The following is a 15,090-nucleotide window of genomic DNA, read 5'->3' on the forward strand; positions in this document are numbered from 1 at the left end:
GCCGGAGCCTCAGAGCGAGTTCTCGGCCGCGGCGAGGATCTGTCGCCGGAGTGTCGACGAGGTGTTGGGCAACCACATCGCGCGGACGGGTGCGAACGGCGGATCGGTGAACTCGACGATCCGGATGCGGTTGACGTAGATCCAGCCGGGTTCATTGGTGACGAATGCGCACGCGTCGGGGTGTGCGATCACCGCCGTGTGCGGGGGCGTCCCCAGCAGCGTCGACAGGATGATCTTCGGTTCGAACCCGGCACGCCGACACATGCCGACGAGGATGTCGGTGTACTCGTACTCGTGCTCGGGACCCCAGACGACGATCTCGTAGCCGGCGAGGTCGGCCATGTCGACCCGGTCGTGCGCGGCCAGCGGGTGATCGGCACGCACCGCCAGACGCAGTTCGTGTTGTGTCGCGATGGTGGTGGCCATGTCCGGCGGGGCCGCCACGCCTCGTCCGAGAGCCATGTCGATGGCTCCCGACAGCAACTCGTCGCGAATGAGTTCGGCGAAGACCGGTCGTACCGTGATCGGCACCGACGAGTCGGCGAGCACCACCGGTTCGATGATCCGGAAGACTTCGGAGGAGGCGAGGTCCGGGGCGTGACCGATCACGAACGGCGCAGGCGAGCCGGCGTCCACCCGTCGTACCTGCGTCGCGAGCTGTTCGCCACCGGCCAGCAACGGCACTGCACCACGGTAGAGCGCCTCACCCGCGGGCGTCGGCGTGAGGCTTCGGCGCGACCGCGAGAAGAGCTCCACCCCCAGGTGTCGCTCGAGTTCGCGGATCGCCGAGGAGAGCGCTTGCTGGCTGATGAACAGGTCATCCGCGGCGACACGAAGGCTGGGCGCCTCCATCACGACGACGAACATTCGCAGTCGTCGGAGGTCGATATCACGTAGTCCGGGCTCCCCGGGACCATTCATCAACGATCTCCTGTCAGTTATCCCGATTGATGTGATTGTAGGTTGACCATCGAGCCAATATGCTGAATTCCGCGAGGCCAGGTTCGCGCCGGCCACATCGCATTCGGACTACCTGCTGGGGTCCCTCCCGCGGAGGGGACGGGAGGACCCCAGCAGGAGGCGGCTGATCGGGCCCGATCGGCACGACCGTCTCAGCGCGCATCAGATCGACGGCAATTCTGCCGATTCTTACATCTTTCGCTCCGTTGGGTCATATCGCGGATTTCGAGAAGAAACGATCTTTAATCGTCCTCTAAACTCCGTAACGTGTGTTCGACGATTCGTCGTCGCGACATGCATGCGCGTCACGCGCATCACGAGTGAAAGAGGATGCGGCCATCGAGCACCGACAACGCGGAGACCAGGATGAACGGCCCGCCGCTCGTTTCCGGGCTCTTCGCCACGGACCGGCCACCGGTGAGATATCCGGCCATCATCACCTTTTCTACGACAACGCCGATCACGTCCTCAAACAGGTCCGGATGCGCGAATGGCATGTCCGCGTCACCATCGCCGTACTGGTCGCGGTGTGCGGGGCGCTCGGCACGATCGCCCTCTTCACGCCGAGTGGCACACAGGGATCCGTCCCGCGCTCGATCGCCCTCGGCATCGTCGTCGCCTCCACGATCCCGATGGCTCTCGTGGTCAGCCGGGTCCACCTCGGCGTGATCTGGTGGACCAAACAGTCGTCGATCAGGGGGGTCAACACCCTGTTCGTCCTGTGGGCCGACGCTGTGCTGACCGTCGCGATCCTGGCCATCTCCGACATCATCCTGGCCCAGTTCTGCGCCGTGATCTTCGCCGTCATCGGGTCATATGTGGCGCATTTCGTCCGGTCCCCGGTCGCGTACGCCCACATGATCTACTCGAGCATCGCGGTCTGCGCGATGGGCCTCATGTCATGGGCAGATGGCACTCCGGTGTTGAACGTCCTGTTCACCACACTCGCATTATTGGTCGTCACCAATGGCACCACGGCCCTTCATCGCAGTTACACATCTGATTTCCAGCGATCGCTGAAACATCAGCTCATCATGGCGAATACCGATTCGCTCACCGGATTGCTGAATCGTCGCGGCTTCATCTACGCGACGACGACAATGCTCCGTCGCAGCCCCGCCCACCCGTTCGCCTTGGTCACCGCGGATGTCGACCGGTTCAAGGCCATCAACGACGAACACGGTCACGCGATGGGTGATGACGTCCTGGAGCGGGTCGCGGCGATTCTGCAAGGGGCCACGGACGAGAAGGCCATCGCCGCGCGACTCGGCGGTGACGAGTTCGCGATCGCGACGCTTGCCGACGAGACCTCGGTGCGCGCGCTCGCCGAACGCATCCGTGCGGGGCGGATCACGATCCCCGGTGGTGCGACCGCGACGATGAGCCTGGGCATCGCCGTGGGGGTCACACCGGGCGGCCACATGTCCGCCGACGACGCCGACGCCTTCATCCGGCACGAGTTCGATGTCGCCGATGACGCGCTCTTCGACGCCAAGGCCGCAGGCCGCGACACCTATGTGGTGGCGGGGCGCACCGCGGCCTCCCGGTCCACCGGAGGCCGCCCACCTACAACAGCACGCCCGGGTTCAGCAGACCGTCGGGGTCGAGAGCCTGCTTGATCCGAGCCGTCAGTTCCATGACGTCGGGCCCCACCTGGTCGGGCAGCCAGCCCTTCTTCAGTCGTCCCACCCCGTGCTCGCCGGTGATGGTGCCGCCCAAGTCGATCGCGAGGTCCATGATCTGACCGAAGGCGACCTGGGCGCGCGTCGCCTCGTCCACATCGGCGGGGTCGAAGACGATCAGCGGGTGCGTGTTGCCGTCGCCGGCGTGGGCGATCACCGAGATCATCACCCGGTTCCCGGCCGCGATCTCGGCGACACCGTCGATGAGGTCGGGCAACGAGGGCAGCGGTACGCCGACGTCCTCGAGCAGCAACGATCCCAGCTTCTCCACCGCCGGGATCGCCGCGCGGCGGGCCGCGGTGAACGCCTCGCCCTCGACGGGGTCGTCGGTCGCGAAGACCTCGCCGGCGCCGTTGGACTCGAACGCCTTCCGGATGAACTCGACCTCGGCCGCGCCGGCCGCACCCGGGGCGTCGGACTGGGCGACGAGGAGCGCCCCGGCCTCCCGGTCGAGGCCCATCCGCAACAGGTCCTCGACGGCGTTGATCGCGACCGAGTCCATGAACTCGAGCATCGCGGGACGCATGTCCCCGGTGACCGCCAGCACCGCCCGGCTGGCGTCGTGCACCGAACCGAACACGCCGACGACGGTGCTCGCGGGGCCTTGCGGTGGCAACAGCCGCAAGGTGACCTCGGTGATGATCCCGAGCAGCCCTTCGCTGCCCACGAACAGCTTGGTCAGCGGCAGGCCCGCGGAGTCCTTGAGCTGCTTGCCGCCGACGCGTACCGCCCGGCCGTCGGCGAGCACGACTTCCAGACCCAGGACGTAGTCCGTGGTGACGCCGTACTTGACGCAGCACAGTCCGCCGGCGTTGGTGGCGACGTTCCCCCCGATCGAGCAGATCTCGAACGACGACGGGTCCGGCGGATACCACAGTCCCGACGCGGCGGCCGCGGCCTTCACCTCCGAGTTGAACAGTCCGGGTTGGACGACGGCGGTGCGCGTCGCCGGGTCGACGTCGATGTCCCGCATCTTCTCGGTGGAGAGCATGATCGCGCCGTCGACGGCCGTCGATCCGCCCGACAAGCTCGTACCCGCACCCCGCGTGATGATCGGGACACCGTTGGCGGCACACCAGCGAACGGTGTCCTGCACTTCGGCGGTGGTGGTCGGCCGAACTAGTGCGAGCGGGGTGCCGGCCGTCGGATCGGCGGCACGGTCCTGCCGGTAGCCGGCCACGATGTCGGCGTCGGTGACCACCATGCCGTCGGGAAGGGAAGCGGCCAGCGAACTCGGGTCGACACTCATCTGTTCAGAGTATTCGCAGACCGAACGACCACGGTTTCAGATTGATACATGGCCGGAAATGCCGGGCACCGCGACAATGAGCGACGTGAACGATTTCAACGCGACCGTCATCAACGAGTTCCGCTCCAACAACGGGCATGTGGACACCGCCGGCTTCGGCAAGAACCTCGTGCTCCTGCACACGCTGGGCGCCAAGTCCGGCGAGCCGCGGATCAGTCCCCTGTTCGCCCTGCCCGACGCCGACAGCTGGCTGGTCATCGGCTCGTACGCCGGCTCGCCGAAGGCCCCGGCGTGGGTGCACAACCTACGGGCCCATCCCGAATCGGTCGCCGTGGAGGCGCCGGCGGCAAACGGCGTCGAACGTCTCGACACCGCGGTGACCGAAGTCGAGGGCGACGACTGGGAACCCGCGTGGCAGAAGTTCATCTCGGCATCCGAGCAGTTCCTGAAGTACACCGAGACCGCGCAGGGCCGGCGGTTCCCGATCTTCCGGCTGACCCCGGCTCGCTGACCCCGGCTCGCTGACCCCGCGGTTACCGCCGCCGGCCCGCGAACGCCACTACCCTGGCAGGGTGTTCGAGGTTGGCGAGAGCGTGGCCGGCTTCACCATCGACGACTTCCTCGGTGGCGGGGCGAGCGCAGATGTGTTCCGGGTCCATCGCACCGGCGACGACGGGGACCCGTCGTGCGACGGGCCGCTGGCCCTGAAGGTCCTGCACCCGAACGCGTCCGACCACGCGCGCGTCCGGGAGCGCTTCGAGCGGGAATTCGGGATCGCGTCGCTGCTCGATCATCCGCACATCGTGCGCATGATCGAGCACGGCGAGATCGCCTCCCCGCGCGGGTCGCTCGGGCCGCGGCACCTGCCGTCGATGTGGCTGACCATGCAGTACATCGGCGGCCCCGCGGCGACCGCCCTCGTCCCCGAGCGCGGCGACGAGCCGGACATGGACACCATCCTGCGGGTGGCGATGCAGATCGCCGATGCGCTGGATCATGCGCATTCGCAGGACATCCTGCATCGCGACGTCAAACCCGCTAACATCCTCCTCTCCCGCACCCCGCGATCTGTGGGTACACCCCTCGACGCCTACCTCTCGGACTTCGGGATCGCCCAGTTCCTCGACGACACCCGTCCCCTCGCGCGCAACGGTCGTGTGCAGGGTTCCATCGGCTACGCCTCGCCCGAACTACTGCAGGCCCAGAAGCTCACCCCCGCAACCGATTTCTACGCATTCGCGTGCACACTCGTCGAACTCATCACGGGCACACCGCCGTATCCGCGGAACACCGCTTTCGCGATCACCTATGCCCACCTCAACGACGACCCGCCGAAACTCACCCGACGCCGCCCCTGGCTGCCGTCGGCGATGAACTCGATCTTCGCCAAGGCGCTGGCGAAGTCACCGGAGGACCGGTATCCCTCGTGCACCGCCCTCGTCGAGATCCTGACCCGGCTCATGCGGGACGTGCCCGTGCCGGAGTCGCCGCAACGCTCGACCTGGTGGCCCCGCGGCCGGTGAGCGGTCAACCCGCCGCGTCATCGATCGTATAGACACGAACAGCGGTGTCGCGGAAGATCTTCCGCAGAGCCTCCGAACCCCACTGGGACACACAGTCGACGAGCGCGCCGACCAGCACGTCGACCGCGGCGTTGGGCCGATCGATCGGATAGTTGGACCCGAACATGATGCGGTCCGACCCGAAATGAGTGACGATGTGCTCGACGAAGGGACCGATCATCTCGGCGAGCGTGGCCTGACCGCCGATGTTGCCCCACCGTTCGTGACCGTAACCCAGGATCGGCATCGCCAAACCCGACAGTTTGACGACGACGTTGCGGTGGTTCGCCAGGGTCGTCATCCGTTCTCGCCACAATCGCCAGATGTCCGCGCGCGCAGCGGCTGTCGCGCCGGTGCGGACACCGACGGGACCGAAGACCCCCGCCGGGATGCCGAAGTGGTCGAGGACGATCGTCGTGTCCGGGTACTCCCGGGCCAGCAGGATCACGTCGTAGAGCTGATGGGAGTACACCGACGCCTCGAAGACCAGATCGCGGCTCGCGAGTTCGGCGAACCCCTCGAGGAACGCCGTCGAGGACAGCAGGTTGTCGGTGTCCCCGCCGTCGCGGACGCGCGGATCAGGATGTCGGGACGCGACGATGCGGATGCCACGGAACCGCGGGGAGGCCGCGAATTGTTCGTCGAGCATGGTCGCGAACGTGCGGGTCCGCGGATCGCCGTGCGAGATGACGGCGCCGAGGCGGGGGGTGCCGGCCTGGCCGAACGGCAGGCTCTCGAGATATCGGGTCTCCTCGACGGCGGTGCTGTCCACCGGGGGCTCCGCGGCGTCGGCGACCTCGCGGCGCCAATGCGACTCGACGTGCACCACCGTGTCGATCGGTACCCCCACCACGGTCGGCACAAGCGCCGCATCGGTGGCGTACTGGCGCGGCTCGTAGGCCCGGGCCACGGTGCGCGGGGTCAGGATGTACTCGCGGTCGGCACGCGAGACCACGAGCGGAAACACCCGGTCGCCCAAGGTGGGGACGAACCCGTACAGCCGCGACGCCCGCGTGGCCGCCCACGGGGTACGCCGCGGGTTCCAGTGCTGCACATGGGCATCAACGATGCCCGTGAGGACCCCTTCGAGGGACGTCATCCCCGTACCTTGCCATACCTCATCACTGTCCGACATGGGATGCCGGATCCTGAATTGTGACGTGTTGAAGGACTAGTGTGGGTCTCTTGAACCGGGTGGGGAGACGATCCGCGACGGAGGTGTGATCTTTTCGAGATGGCGACACATACGCGCCACGCGCTGCATCAGCTGCGGACGGCTGTCAATCGACAGCCCGACCGGTTCGTCACCAACGTCTACACCCGGATGTTCGCGATCGATCCCGACCTGCGTGACCTGTTCGGGGTGTCGATGGCGGCCCAGCGAGTGGCCTTCCATCGGGTCATCGACCATGTGCTGGAAGCGATCCCAGCCGAGTCGGGTCACGCCGAACTCGTGGAGTTCCTCGCGCAGCTCGGACGCGACCATCGCAAGTTCGGAGTCGAGCCCGAGCATTACCACGTGATGTACGCCGCCCTGATGGGCGAGTTCGGCAGCCTCATGGCCGGTTACTGGGACGCCGAGACCGAACAGACCGTCTCGCAGGCGATGATGCTGGTCACCGGGGTCATGCGGGGCGCGGCCGAGAGCGCGACCCATCCTGCGCGCTGGACCGCCGAGGTCGTCGAGAAGTACCGGATCACCCGGGACCTCGCGGTCGTCCGACTCCTCGCCCACTCGCCGCTGACGTTCAACACGGGCCAGTACCTCGAGGTGCACATCCCGCAATGGCCCAAGCAGTGGCGCAATCTCTCCCCCGCCATCCCGCCCAACCCGGCCGGTGAACTGGAGTTCCACGTGCGTGCGATCCCCCGTGGAACGGTCAGCACCGCGATCGTGAGCGAGACCAGCATCGGCGATGTGTGGACCCTCGCCCAGGGGCACGGGACGCTTCACGTCGACCGCGACAGCAAGGTCCTCATGGTGGCGGGCGGGACCGGGCTCGCACCGCTGCGGGCGTTGTTGATCGAGATGTCCATGCGCGCGGATTCGCCGGAGACGCACATCTTCTACGGCATGCGCTACCCGGGCGAGCTCTACGACCTGACCGTCCTGCGCCGCATCGCGTCGACCAATCCCTGGCTGCGGGTCACCGCCGTGTCCCAGGAGGAGAGCGATCCGTGGTGGATCAACGCGGTGGCGACACCCGCCGAGCTCGGCATCGACCACGAGATCGGCACCCTCGCCGACGTCGTGGCCCGGTCCGGTGACTGGCAGGACCGTCAGGTGCTCATCGCGGGATCACCGCAGATGATCGAGAACACCCGACGCACGCTGATCATCGCGGGCGTCCGGGCCAGCCGCATCCAGCACGACCCGGTGTTCTGAGCCGGCACAAGAGTTGACTTCCCCGAACCGGTTGCGGCTCAGGGGACTTCGAGGCTCGGCTCGCCGCCGGCCGGAGCCGTGACCGTTTCGGTCTCGGTCACGGTGTACGTCTCGGGAGCCGACTCGGTCACCGTCTCCGTTCGAGTGACCGGACGCGGGGTGCTGGTGACCGTCGTCGTGCGGACGGAGGTCTCAGTCTCGGTCTCGGTGACCGTCGCCTCCTGGGTCGAGGTGACCGCTGCCGGTGTCTCGGTCACGGTGACGGGCGCGGGTTCGGCGACCGTCGACTCGGCGGTGAGGATCAGCGTCATCCCGACGGCGGCCAGGAACACGGCCGCGCCGATGGCGGCGCCGACGAACCACCAGCGACGTCCCGTCGACGTCCGCGGGGCGACGGGGGGTGCTGCCGCGGCTACCACCGCGGCGTCGGCCGCACCGAGGGCCGAGGCCAGCGCCGGGTTGTCCGCGACGGTGACCGGGCGTTGCGCCGCGTACTCGAAGGCCGGCGCGATGCCGGGGAGTTGCGCGCCGGGGCCGACCACGATGACCGACGTGATGTCACGCCCGCGCGGCAGGCGGGTGACCGCCGTCGCGAGCCGGGTCGCCGCGTCGGGGTCGGTGACCGAGGCGACCTCGCCCGGCGCGAAGTCGGTCGTGCCGAGCACGGCGCCGGAGGACGTGTCGACGGTGGCGAGGGTCGTGCCGGCGGCCGGCGCGGCATCGCGATCCAGGTCGACGACGGCCACCACCCCACCGCGCGTCGCATGCGTGCATGCGATCTCGGCGAGTGCGGCGGCATAGCCGGTGACGACGACCTTCTCCGTCCACGACGGCCCGGTGCCGGCGCCCGGCGCGAAGGCCCGAGCCAGGTGATCGCGGACGTCTGCGCGGGACGCCGAGATCCCGATGCGGTCGACCTCCACAGGGACGGAATCGACGAGTTCGAGGATCGCGGCCTCGGCACCGGCCGCCGACGCGTCCGGAAGGTCGACGAGATTGCTCGCCAGGACGTGGCCGTCGGCGTCGCGGACCACCGAGCTGATCTGGTCGTCGACGACGGAGATACCCAGGACCACGAACCCTGGCATCGGACCGTTTGCCGGTACCTCGGACATGGTTCACCTCCCGTCGCCGACCTTGCTGTGGCGTTCTGACCCGCAAGCCTAGCGGCTCGCCTGCGGTCCTCGTACACCCGGCTGTGCAGGTACACCGACTCAGATGGGCTCCGCGGGATGCTGCGTGTAGGCGGCGTCGCGCACCGCCTCGTCGGTTTCCAGGCCGGCGCCCAGGGCACCGCCGACGGTCGCGAGGGAGCACGTCAGCCAGGCGACCTCCAGATAGTCGGTGAAACCGGCCGGGTGGCCGAGCGTCGCACCGAAGACCTGCGGCACCACCAGGCACAGTGCGCCGAGGGCGGACAATACGAACAGCGCCGCGTAGAAGGCGCCGACGCCGAGGACCACCGTGATCACGGTGACGATGTTGAACAGCGCCACCTGTTCGCGCGTCTGACGGGAGGTGCCACGTTCCCACAGGTCGGCGCCGATGATCAGCGTCGCGGTGATTGCGATGATCGAGCCGAGCGCCACCCCGGTCAGGCGAATCCCACCGAAAGTGTCTGCGAGAAGCCAGATGTCGGCGGTGACGAGTGCGAAGACCCCGGCCGCGATCGCCCCGGTGAGGGCGCGGGTGAGCCCGAGTGCGAGCCGCCACGGCCGATTGGCCCGCACCATGCCCGTGAGCAGACGCAGATTGCCCGTCAGCACGCGGGCGGTGAACGCGGTGCCCTCGTCCTCGACGTCGGTCCCGAGTTGACGGACACGGTGGCGCAGCGCCGATCGCGTCGGCGACTTCTGGTGTTCGCGGAGGTCGTCGGCGTCGGCACCGAGGAGCTGGCCGACCAGCCCGGTGATGATCCCGCGCGTCCGCTGCCGCACCCCGGTCGCGCCGAGGGCGGGCACCGAGAGCACCGCCACTCCGTGGACCGCGTTGGCGTGCGCCACCACCGGGCGTTTGCCGACGTGCAGCGGCAGGTCGGTCAGACAGACCACCAGATCCCACTCGCGTTCGAGCAGTAGATCTCTCGTTGCATCCACGATCTCGGCATCACCCGCGGGCGGTTGCACGAGTCCGGCCTCGACGAGTTCGACCTGCCAGCGTGCGCCCGGGAAGTTCGTCTGGACATGGTCGGAGAGGTTGTCGTCGACGAGTTTGCGCGCCAGGCCGATCGCCTGGCCCGGCGCGGCGACGACACCGAGGACGACGACGGGTTCATCCGAGGCGTCGGACTCGGTCGACGTACCGGTGGCGGAGTCCATCGGCGGTCCGGCTCAGGCGAACCGGGCCGCGAGGGCCCGCAGGGTGCCCTCGATCCCCTTGCCGTTCTTCTTGTCGTAGCCGATGAGTTCCATGATCTTCGGTACCCGGAGCGTCGAGTAGTCGAAGGTCTCGGTGACCGCGGTCGTGGTCGGTGACGTCGACTCGAGTTCCCACCGCCAGCGGTGCCCCATCGGGTGCTGCCATTCGACGACCCGACCGGGTTCGAAGTCGGTGACGGTCGAGGTGATCTTGTACGGCACGCCGTACTGCTTCATCCCGACGCTGAAACGCGCCCCACGGGTCAGCGTCTCGGGCCCGTCCACAGGGGTGTCGCGGACCGTGCCGGAACCGTCGAGCTCCGGATGCCGATGCGGATTCGACACGAGCGCGAACACATCGGCGGCCGGGGCGTTCACGACGACCCGGCGCGAGACCTTGTGCGGGCCGGAGTCGACGGTGGTGACGGGTTCAGAAGCCATACGCTCAACGTTACGCACGTCCGTGGGCTCGCGTCGAAACCACGTCAGTCGGTGGTGCGTTTGCGTCGCGGCTGCCAAACGACCAGGGCGTTGGTGCGCGGCACCGGGACGAGTTCGCCGCCGCGGCGGGTCCGCGACGCTTGCACCTCGTCGGTCAGCTCGCGCACGCGGTGCTGGAGCGCCTCGACCTGATTGCTCAGGTCGATGATGCGTTTGATGCCCGCGAGGTTGACGCCTTCCTCCTGCGAGAGACGCTGGATCTCGCGCAGGAGTTCGACGTCGCGGGACGAGTAGCGGCGACCACCGCCACTCGTCCGTTGCGGGGTGACCAGGCCCAGTCGGTCATAGGTCCGCAGGGTCTGGGCGTGCATGCCGGCGAGTTCGGCGGCCACCGAGATCAGGAAGGTCGCGCCGTCGCCGTCGAAGTTGCTCGCACCGGCCATGACTCATCGCCCCCAGTCCGCCCGCGGGTCGAAACCGCTTGCCCGCTCGGCCTGGTCGTAGGCGCGCATCGCCTCGACCGCGGCCTCGTCGAGCTTGTTCGGAACCGCGACCTTGACGGTGACGAGCAGGTCGCCCGCCCCGCCGGAGCGCTTGGGCACCCCACGACCGCGCACGCGCAGCGTGCGGCCGTCGGTGGTGTTCGGCGGGATCTTCACCCCGACCGAACCCTCCAGGGTCGGAACCGAGACCGTCGCTCCGAGAACGAGTTCGGAGATCCGCACCGGCAGCTGCACCCGAAGGTCGTTGCCGCTGCGGGTGAACTGCTTGTGCGGGGTCACGTGCACGACGACGTAGAGGTCACCCGACGGGGCGCCACGACGACCGGCCTCGCCCTGCCCGGCGAGCCGGATGCGCTGACCGTCCTCGACGCCGGCGGGGATCCGGACGTTGATGGTGCGCGCGCGGACCTTCACGCCGCTGCCGTCGCAATCGGTGCACGGGTCGTCGATCCGCGACCCGGTGCCCTGGCAGTCCTGGCAGGGCTCGCTGAATCCGAACGCGCCCTGGTTGCGGCTCACGAACCCGGAACCGTTGCAGTTCGCGCACACCCGCGGACTGGTCCCGGGCTTGGCGCCCGAGCCGTGGCAGGTGGTGCAGGGTGACGGACTCGTCACCCGCAGGGGGACGGTCGTGCCGAGCGCGGCGTCGGAGAACGAGAGCGTCGTCTCGGTCTCGAGGTCCTTGCCACGACGCGGCCGGCTCGCCGTCGAAGTACGTTGCGTTCCGCCGCCGCGGTTGAACAGGCCGTCGAAGATGTCGCCGAAACCGCCACCGCCGCCGCCGGTCTGCGCCCCGCCGAACAGGTCGCCGAGGTCGAAGTCGCCACCGCCGCCGGTGGTGTAGGTGGTTCCGCCGCCGGGGAAGCCACCCGGGAAGCCGTTGCCGCCGCCGCGGAATCGTCCGCCGGCGAACATGGCGCGTGTCTCGTCGTATTCCTTGCGCTTGTCGGCATCGCCGAGGACGCTGTGGGCTTCGGACACCCGCTTGAAGCGCTCTTCGGCCGCGCTGTCACCTGGATTCGCATCCGGATGCAGCTCGCGCGCGAGCTTGCGGTAGGCCTTCTTGATCTCTTCAGCCGAAGCGTCAGAAGCAACGCCCAGGTCCTTGTAGAAGTCGTGTTCTAACCACTCACGTTGTGGTGCCACCAGACGTCACCTCCTTGAGTTCTGTTGTCTGGATTGAAGTTTCAGTTGGGGCCACCTGCTCCCTGAGGCGCGAGCCGACCACCTGCTCCCTGAGGTGCGAGCGAAGCGAGCCACGAAGGGTCCGTCGCCCTTCGTGGCTCGTCGCTTGCGCTCCTCGCACCTCAGGGATCAGTGGTGAGTTCGCCCACTCAGGATCGAGCGACGGTCGTTCTATTGTGCACCGGGCGCGTCGCCCGCGGGAGCGGGATCGGTGACCGTCACCATCGCGGTGCGGATCACCTTCTCGCCCAGGCGGTAGCCGCATCGGTACACCGATCCGATCACCGGGTTCGCGCCGGTGCCGTCGTGCTGCACGGCTTCGTGGAGTTCGGGATCGAACTCGTCACCCGCCGCACCGAAGGCCACGAGACCTTCGGCGGCCAGCACACCGGTCAGCTTGTCGGCGACCGAACGCAGCGGACCGCTGTCGAGGTCGCCGTGCTCACGGGCACGGTCGAGGTCGTCGATGATCGGCAGCAGCTTGTCGATCAGGATCTGCTTGCCGTAGGCGACCGAACCCTGCTTCTCCTCGGCGGCACGCCGCCGGAAGTTGGCGAACTGGGCGCGTTCGCGCTGCAGGTCGGCCGTCAGCTCGGCGACGCGGGCATCCGGCTCGTCGGCTGCGGTGTCGGCCTGCGGCTCGTCCGTCTGGGACTCGTCGACGACCGGTCCGGCATCGGCCGGGCCGGGGCCGGCGGCCGGCTCGTCGCGCACCTCACCCGTCTCCGGGTCGATACGACGACGGTCGGTCACCGTCACCGGCTCCTCGCCGGACCCATTCGACGAATGGGCTCCTGCGGTCACTTGTTCTCCTTCGAGTCGGCATCGTCGACGACCTCGGCGTCGACGACGTCGGGATCGCTGTCGGCCGCGGCGGACTCACCGTTGGGGGACTCGGCAGCGGCGCTGGCGTAGATCGCCTGGCCGAGGGCCTGCGATTCCTCCGACAGCTTCTCGATCGCGGACTTGATCGCCGCGGTGTCGTTGCCCTTGAGCGCTTCCTGCGCCCCGGCGACGGCCGCCTCGACCTTCTCCTTCAGCTCCGCCGGGACCTTGTCCTCGTTCTCCTTGAGGAACTTCTCGGTCTGGTGGACCAGCGACTCCGCCTGGTTGCGGGTCTCGGCCTCCTCGCGGCGCTTGCGGTCCTCGTCGGCGTGAGCCTCCGCGTCCTTGATCATGCGGTCGATCTCGTCCTTGCTCAGGCCCGAACCGTCCTGGATGCGGATCGAGTTCTCCTTGCCGGTGCCCTTGTCCTTCGCGGTGACGTGCACGATGCCGTTGGCGTCGATGTCGAAGGTCACCTCGATCTGCGGGACACCCTGCGGCGCCGGGGCGATGCCGCCGAGCTCGAAGCTGCCGAGCAGCTTGTTGTGCGAGGCGATCTCGCGCTCACCCTGATAGACCTGGATCTGCACCGACGGCTGATTGTCCTCGGCGGTCGTGTAGGTCTCCGACCGCTTGGTCGGGATCGTGGTGTTGCGCTCGATCAGCTTGTGCATCACGCCGCCCTTGGTCTCGATACCGAGGGAGAGCGGGGTGACGTCGAGCAGCAGCACGTCCTTGACCTCACCGCGGAGCACACCGGCCTGCAGTGCGGCGCCGACGGCGACGACCTCGTCCGGGTTGACGCCCTTGTTGGGCTCGCGGCCACCGGTCAGTTCCTTCACCAGGTCGGTGACAGCCGGCATACGGGTCGAACCACCGACGAGCACGACATGGTCGATGTCGCCGACGGAGATGCCCGCATCCTTGATGACGGCCTGGAACGGTGCGCGGGTGCGCTCCAGCAGATCAGAGGTGATCTTCTGGAACTCGCTGCGCGAGAGCTGCTCGTCGAGGAACAGCGGGTTCTTGTCGGCGTCGACGGTGATGTAGGGCAGGTTGATAGAGGTGCTCTGCGAACTCGAGAGTTCGATCTTCGCCTTCTCGGCGGCCTCACGGAGACGCTGCAGGGCCATCTTGTCCTTGGTCAGATCGATGCCGTTCTGGCTCTTGAACTTCTCGACGAGCCAGTCGACGACGCGCTGATCCCAGTCGTCACCACCGAGGTGGTTGTCACCGGAGGTCGCACGGACCTCGACCACGCCGTCGCCGATCTCGAGCAGCGAGACGTCGAAGGTACCGCCACCGAGGTCGAAGACCAGGATGGTCTGTTCCTTCTCACCCTTGTCGAGCCCGTAGGCCAGGGCGGCCGCGGTCGGCTCGTTGACGATGCGGAGCACGTTGAGGCCGGCGATCTGGCCGGCTTCCTTGGTGGCCTGACGCTGCGCGTCGTTGAAGTACGCCGGGACGGTGATGACCGCGTCGGTCACGTCCTCACCCAGGTACGACTCGGCGTCGCGCTTGAGCTTCATGAGCGTGCGCGCGCTGATCTCCTGCGGGGTGTACTTCTTGTCGTCGATCTCGACGGTCCAGTCGCCCTCGCCCATGTGGCGCTTGACGGAGCGGATGGTGCGGTCGACGTTGGTGACCGCCTGGTTCTTGGCGGGCTGACCGACCAGCACCTCGCCGTTGCGCGCGAACGCGACCACGGACGGTGTGGTCCGCGCGCCTTCGGCGTTGGCGATGACAGCGGCTTCGCCGCCTTCGAGCACGGCCACCACCGAGTTGGTGGTACCGAGGTCGATTCCAACAGCACGAGACATGTTTGGCTTCCTCCTAGTTTGCGGGTGTGCACCCGAGTCCTTGTCCCGGGGTCTCGCGACCGCGGGGATGTCGTGGCGAAACTCTGCGGGACCGGACTTCAGTGCGTCCGACTCATGTCC

Annotated in this window: 14 protein-coding genes and 1 pseudogene; 4 read left to right on the forward strand and 11 right to left on the reverse strand. The window is 67.9% G+C overall.

Annotated features, from left to right (window positions below; all coding sequences use genetic code 11):
- Positions 1-9: 9 nt before the first annotated feature.
- Positions 10-921 (reverse strand): LysR family transcriptional regulator, encoded by a 912-nt coding sequence (locus tag LEL84_RS11700; RefSeq protein WP_065632460.1) that lies wholly within the window; start codon positions 919-921, stop codon positions 10-12.
- Positions 922-1,274: 353 nt separating this feature from the next.
- Positions 1,275-1,457: a hypothetical protein gene (locus tag LEL84_RS11705; protein WP_223258896.1), complete on the reverse strand. Its 183-nt coding sequence runs from the start codon at positions 1,455-1,457 to the stop codon at positions 1,275-1,277.
- Here LEL84_RS11705 and LEL84_RS11710 point away from each other — a divergent pair.
- A complete protein-coding gene (locus tag LEL84_RS11710; protein WP_226514153.1) occupies positions 1,443-2,579 on the forward strand; it encodes a sensor domain-containing diguanylate cyclase in 1,137 nt (378 codons plus the stop codon). The two genes, LEL84_RS11705 and LEL84_RS11710, sit on opposite strands and share 15 nt — an antisense overlap.
- Here LEL84_RS11710 and LEL84_RS11715 read toward each other — a convergent pair.
- Positions 2,527-3,891 carry an FAD-binding oxidoreductase gene (locus tag LEL84_RS11715; RefSeq protein ID WP_226514154.1) on the reverse strand — a complete coding sequence of 455 codons (1,365 nt, stop codon included), beginning with the start codon at positions 3,889-3,891 and terminating at the stop codon, positions 2,527-2,529. The genes LEL84_RS11710 and LEL84_RS11715 overlap by 53 nt on opposite strands.
- 85 nt (positions 3,892-3,976) lie before the next feature.
- On the opposite strand from LEL84_RS11715, the gene LEL84_RS11720 reads away from it, so the two are divergent.
- Together LEL84_RS11720 and LEL84_RS11725 are read left to right on the forward strand one after the other, a co-directional pair.
- A complete protein-coding gene (locus LEL84_RS11720) occupies positions 3,977-4,402 on the forward strand; it encodes a nitroreductase/quinone reductase family protein (RefSeq protein ID WP_226514155.1) in 426 nt (141 codons plus the stop codon).
- A 61-nt stretch (positions 4,403-4,463) separates the two neighbouring features.
- Positions 4,464-5,414 carry a serine/threonine-protein kinase gene (locus tag LEL84_RS11725; protein WP_205333355.1) on the forward strand — a complete coding sequence of 317 codons (951 nt, stop codon included), beginning with the start codon at positions 4,464-4,466 and terminating at the stop codon, positions 5,412-5,414.
- A 4-nt stretch (positions 5,415-5,418) separates the two neighbouring features.
- On the opposite strand, the gene LEL84_RS11730 is transcribed toward LEL84_RS11725, so the two are convergent.
- Positions 5,419-6,552 carry an amidohydrolase family protein gene (locus LEL84_RS11730; protein ID WP_058249671.1) on the reverse strand — a complete coding sequence of 378 codons (1,134 nt, stop codon included), beginning with the start codon at positions 6,550-6,552 and terminating at the stop codon, positions 5,419-5,421.
- Positions 6,553-6,678: 126 nt separating this feature from the next.
- Between LEL84_RS11730 and LEL84_RS11735 the strand changes: the two are divergent.
- Positions 6,679-7,839, forward strand: a pseudogene (locus tag LEL84_RS11735) (FAD-binding oxidoreductase); the annotation flags it as partial.
- Between the two features lie 38 nt (positions 7,840-7,877).
- On the opposite strand, the gene LEL84_RS11740 reads toward LEL84_RS11735, so the two are convergent.
- From LEL84_RS11740 to dnaK, 7 genes are all read right to left on the reverse strand, one after another.
- Positions 7,878-8,954, reverse strand: coding sequence for a hypothetical protein (locus tag LEL84_RS11740; protein WP_137809511.1), 1,077 nt, complete (start codon positions 8,952-8,954; stop codon positions 7,878-7,880).
- 99 nt (positions 8,955-9,053) lie between these two features.
- Positions 9,054-10,157, reverse strand: a complete 1,104-nt coding sequence (locus LEL84_RS11745; protein WP_065632456.1) for a hypothetical protein — start codon at positions 10,155-10,157, stop codon at positions 9,054-9,056.
- Positions 10,158-10,169: 12 nt separating this feature from the next.
- A complete protein-coding gene (locus LEL84_RS11750) occupies positions 10,170-10,637 on the reverse strand; it encodes an SRPBCC family protein (protein ID WP_058249667.1) in 468 nt (155 codons plus the stop codon).
- Between the two features lie 44 nt (positions 10,638-10,681).
- Positions 10,682-11,080, reverse strand: a complete 399-nt coding sequence (locus tag LEL84_RS11755; protein ID WP_058249934.1) for a heat shock protein transcriptional repressor HspR — start codon at positions 11,078-11,080, stop codon at positions 10,682-10,684.
- A 3-nt stretch (positions 11,081-11,083) separates the two neighbouring features.
- On the reverse strand, positions 11,084-12,286 hold the full coding sequence (dnaJ, locus tag LEL84_RS11760) for a molecular chaperone DnaJ (RefSeq protein WP_226514157.1): 1,203 nt from the start codon (positions 12,284-12,286) through the stop codon (positions 11,084-11,086).
- Positions 12,287-12,496: 210 nt separating this feature from the next.
- Positions 12,497-13,129, reverse strand: coding sequence for a nucleotide exchange factor GrpE (gene grpE / locus LEL84_RS11765; RefSeq protein WP_226514158.1), 633 nt, complete (start codon positions 13,127-13,129; stop codon positions 12,497-12,499).
- Positions 13,126-14,970 carry a molecular chaperone DnaK gene (gene dnaK, locus LEL84_RS11770; protein WP_211539803.1) on the reverse strand — a complete coding sequence of 615 codons (1,845 nt, stop codon included), beginning with the start codon at positions 14,968-14,970 and terminating at the stop codon, positions 13,126-13,128. Before dnaK ends, grpE begins: the two co-directional genes overlap by 4 nt.
- Positions 14,971-15,090 lie beyond the last annotated feature (120 nt).

This window comes from Gordonia sp. WA4-43 (assembly GCF_020520305.1).
Classification (GTDB): Bacteria; Actinomycetota; Actinomycetes; order Mycobacteriales; family Mycobacteriaceae; genus Gordonia; species Gordonia hongkongensis.